Raw genomic sequence first — 5214 nt, 5'->3', positions numbered from 1 at the left:
GTTAAGGAAGTTCTCAATAAGTATAACAGCAAGTAATAGTAAGTAAGAGGAAGTATGTATGCTGCATTTTTTTAATAAAAAGAATAAGTTAATAGCAGCTATGCTTTGTGCCATAGTCCTTTTTGCGTTTGTTTGTGCCATGTCATCTTTCGTAGGCTATTGTAGTGATACATCTTATGAAACTACTGACTATGAAACTTCTGATTATGATTTTTCTGATTATGAAGATGCAGAAGATGACGATGAAATAACTATTGGAGGCGGCAAAGTTCTAAGTGGTCAGGTTGATTCAATAGGCTATGCTTCGGTTGTTTATGATGAAACAAGCGGCCTTGCGACATCAGATGCCAATTTCATAATTGGTGCAAGTGATGGTTATATGTGGATTGGCAGTTATAGCGGTATCTACAGATATGACGGAATAGTTTTTGAGAAGATAGAGTATTCTGAAGGTCTTACAAGTGGAAGAGGACTTTTTGAGGATAGTAAAGGCAGAATCTGGGTTGGAACCAATGATAATGGCGTAGTTGTTATAGAAAATGAACAGGCTACATGGATTACCTATAAGGAAGGCCTCCCATCATCATCTATCAGGCACTTTGCTGAAGATTTGGAAGGTAATGTTTACATCGCAACGACGGCCGGAGTATGCTATGCGGACTCTGATCTTGAGATACATGTAGTAGGCGGTGATATTATTGGGGAAAACAGAATTCTAAAACTGGATTCTGATAGCGAAGGAACTATTTATGGTTCTACAAATAATGGAATTATTTTCACTATAAAGGATCATGAAATTGATCAGATCTACAAAAGTGAAGAGATATCCAAAAAGGCTGTAATTACAAGTATTCTTGCTGATCCTGAAAAACCCGGATATGTATATTTGTCTACTGACAGGGGCGCAGTATATTATGGCGAATTTGGCAAAAATCTGATGAATATGAAAAGCATATCGACGCAGCCATTAGAAGTCGTTCACTGGCTTAGCTATGATTGTGACAGGGTATGGGTTTCTTCTACAAGTCAGATTGGATATATTGATACGGATAAGATTTTTCACCTGGTAACAGGTATCCCTATGGACAATGGTATTGAAATGACAACCTCTGATTTTCAGGGTAATATCTGGGTTGCATCTTCTACCATGGGTATCATGAAGATTGTTGCCTGCAATTTTCAGGATCTTACAGTCAGCACAGAGCTTCCGGATGAAGTAACCAACTGCACATATCTTACTGATGAAAACATGTATGTTGGAACAGATAATGGACTGTTTATACTGGATAAATATGGATGGCTTGTATCTAATCATCTGACAACATATTTAAAAGATAAAAGAATCAGATGCATAAATGGTGACAGAAACGGAAATATATGGATATCCACCTATAATAGCAGTTCAGGACTTGTATGCTATATGCCTGATGAAGAGATCATAAATTTTACTACAGATGAAGGACTTCCAAGTGATGATATAAGATGCGCCAAAGAAATGTCTGATGGCTCTATTATGGTTGGAACTAATGGCGGTCTTGCCATTATTAAAAATTATAAGGTTACAAAAGTTGTAGATTCAAGTAGTGGTATCAAGAATACCGTATTTCTTACCTTGGAAGAAGGAGATAATGGAGAGATTCTTGTTGGAACTGATGGTGATGGTATGTATATCATCAGAGACAATGACATAAAGAGATATGGAAGAGAAGATGGTCTTACAAGTGAAGTAATTCAGCGAATCAAAAAAGATGATAGAGAGGATCTGTACTGGATAATATTATCTAATGGAGTAGGCTATATCAGAAGAGGCGATTTTAACCTGGTTAGTACTTTCCCCAATAACAATAATTACGATATATACTTCGATAGTGACGGTGATATATGGATGCTGTCTTCTTTTGGTGTCTATACTATGACCAAAGATCAGATGCTTAATGATAACATAACTGATTACAGACTCTTTGACCTTGCTAATGGACTGCCTTTTAAACCTACATCCAATTCTTACAGTGCCCTTGATGATGAAGGGAATCTTTATATATCTGGCAGACAAGGTGTTTGCAAAGTTAATATTGATAACTTCTTTAAAGAGAAGATGGAAGTAAAGGCAGCTTTAAAATCTGTCTACTCCGGCGATACCCAAATAACCCCTGATGCAACAGGAAGCTATATACTGCCTGCTAATAATGAAAGAGTAAGTATATCACTTGCTGTTATTGACTATACTATGGTAGATCCTGAAGTTTATATATCTGTAGAAGGAAGATCAGATGAAGATATTATTGTCAAGAAAAGTCAGCTCTATCCTATAGAATATACAGGAATGCAATATGGTACTTATTCATTTAATGTTAAGGTAATTGCAGGTATCAAGAACCCACCGTTACTTGAACAGACATATCTTATAGTCAAAAAGGCAAGGTTTTTTGAACTTACAGCTGTAAGAGTAATGATCATATTACTGACAGCTTTTGTAACAGGTTTTATCGTTTGGAACGTTATAAAGAAAACTGTCATAAGAAAACAATATGAAGAAATAAAACAGGCAAGAGATGATGCACTAAGAGCTAACACAGCCAAAACAAGATTCCTTGCAAATATCTCACATGAAGTAAGGACTCCTATTAATACCATTCTTGGAATGAATGAGATGATATTAAGAGAAGATGCAACAGGTGTTCCAAAAGGGTATTTCATGTCTATGATGAACTACTCTTTTGATATCAAGAATGCTGCTGATACTTTGCTTGGACTTATTAACGATCTCCTTGATATGTCCAAGATAGAATCAGGTAAGATGCACCTTGTAGAAAGAGAGTATGATGTTGCCAATCTTATAAGATCAGTAGTAGCAATGATAAGAGTCAAGAGCTCAGAAAAAGAGCTTACTTTTGACGTGGTAGTAGATGAGATCATGCCGGTCAAGCTATTTGGAGATGATGGCAAGATCAAGCAGGTAGTTCTTAATCTTCTTACTAATGCTGTTAAATACACGCAGCATGGAGGCTTTATCTTAATAGTCTCCCTTAACGGCCGAAATGATAACATGGTCGATATATCTTTCTCCGTAAAAGATACCGGAATGGGTGTCAAAGAGGAAGATATGGACAAGCTCTTCACTGCTTATGAAAGACTTGAAGAACAGAAAAACAGTGGAATACAGGGAACAGGACTTGGACTTGACATATCAAGGCGATTTGCAGAACTTATGGGCGGAAGCCTTGTTTGTAACAGTGTATATGGAGAAGGCTCTGAGTTTATTCTTTCGGTTACCCAAAGGATAGTTGATGACACTCCTATAGGCCTCTTTGTCGAGCATAATGAGGATAAAGCAAAAGGACCTTATGTTCCTAAGTTTATTGCTCCTGATGCGGACGTTTTGGTAGTAGATGATAATCCTATGAACCTAAGCGTTATAAAGGGACTTTTAAAGGCTACAAAGATATTTGTGACTACAGCTACCAGTGGTGAAGAATGTCTTGAGAAGATGAAAGAAACTAAATTTAATATAGTATTTCTGGATCATATGATGCCTGGAATGGATGGAATAGAGACTGTATCAAGGATCAGGGAAAATGATTTTATGATACCTGTTTATGCGCTTACAGCTAATACAGCTGTAGGTGAAGATTTCTATAAATCAAGAGGCTTTACAGGATATCTTACAAAACCTATAGACAGTGAATCACTTGAAGCTACTATCATGAAGCATCTGCCTAAAGAGATAATGCTTGAGCCTGATAAGGATGATGCAGTAGAAGATCTTACAAGTATTCCGGATGAGTTTAAGTGGATCTATGATATTCCTGAGATCAATGTAGAGGAAGGCATTAAGAATTCCGGCGGAATATCATCGTATCTGTTCTCGTTAAAGCTATTTCTTGAAACTATAGATGGAAATCTTAAAGTTATAGGCGATGCCTATAATGCAGGAGATATAAGATTATATACTATCAAGGTTCATGCACTTAAGAGTTCTGCAAGGATCATAGGAGCACTTAGATTCTCCAAGATATGTGCTGATCTTGAGGAAGCCGGCAATAAGCAGGATAAGAGTTTTATAGACCTTATACATGCGGACATGATGGCAGAATATTCATCATATAAAGAGAAGCTTTCAAGACTTGAGCACAGTCAGAATGAAGCAGAGGATAAGGACAAGAAGGATATTCCTCCTGAAGAGCTGGCTGATGCATATGGAGCTTTAAAGGATATAATCCCTCAGATGGATTATGATTCTGTTGAACTTATATTAAATGGCCTTAAAGAGTACAGACTTCCAAAAGATGATTCAGAAAAGATCAGTAAGCTTGGCAAGATGCTCAAGGTATTCGACTGGGAAGGAATGGAAGAACTTATTAATAGTTAACTCTATTACAGGAGATCAAAATGGCGGAGAAACAGTCTTTAATAATCGCATTAAAAGAGACCTTTATTGTACGTGTGCTGATCGGTAAAAGTCAGGATGCGGGAATAGAATGTGGATATGTTCCCTGTGTCATAAATGAAATATACCAAAACATTGAAGGCGCTTCCATCATCACCTTGTACATGGATGAAAATGATCTTCCGGGTGAAGATGTCATTCATTTTCTTGTGGACAGGCTCAGTGAAAATAATATGCAGATGATCCTGATAGGAGAGCAGACTGATCTTCAAAGGATAGAAAGGTATATTCCAAAGGATCTTATCTACAGAGAATTTTCAAGGCCCGTTGATAATGCCCAGTATATCGATACTGTAAAAGATTATATTTCAAAGGCTAAATCAGGAGAATTCAAAAAGACCATCCTTGTAGTTGATGATGATCCTAATTATCTTGCGATAGTCAGAGAGTGGCTGAAGGATAATTTTAAAGTATTTATGGTTAATTCAGGACTTCAGGCTATCAAGTGGCTTGGCAAAAACAAAGTTGACCTTATACTACTTGATCATGAGATGCCGGTAACAAGTGGTCCTCAGGTCCTAGAAATGCTAAGAAGTGATGAAGAAACGAAGGGAATCCCAGTAATGTTTCTAACAGGTAAAAGCGACAAGGAGAGTGTTATGGCAGTTGTATCACTTAAGCCTGAAGGATATTTTTTGAAGACTATACAGAAAAATGAACTGATAGAGAAACTGGAAGAGTTCTTTATTTTACATAAGTAGGTAGGATATGTTTGAATTTATCAGAGATAACCAACTTAATTTAATGCTGATTCTCTGCGGAGCCTG

2 protein-coding genes are annotated in these 5214 nt (G+C 36.9%); both read left to right on the top strand.

Annotation, left to right across the window (positions count from 1 at the left end; genetic code table 11):
• Window positions 1-58: 58 nt before the first annotated feature.
• Window positions 59-4369: a hybrid sensor histidine kinase/response regulator gene (locus tag K6G87_RS05010; protein WP_296834643.1), complete on the top strand. Its 4311-nt coding sequence runs from the start codon at window positions 59-61 to the stop codon at window positions 4367-4369.
• 20 nt (window positions 4370-4389) lie between these two features.
• Window positions 4390-5148 carry a response regulator gene (locus tag K6G87_RS05005; protein WP_296834642.1) on the top strand — a complete coding sequence of 253 codons (759 nt, stop codon included), beginning with the start codon at window positions 4390-4392 and terminating at the stop codon, window positions 5146-5148.
• Window positions 5149-5214 lie beyond the last annotated feature (66 nt).

The organism is Butyrivibrio sp. (assembly GCF_024699075.1).
Note: the sequence above shows the minus strand (reverse complement) of the source record. Positions and strands in the feature narration are given on the sequence as shown.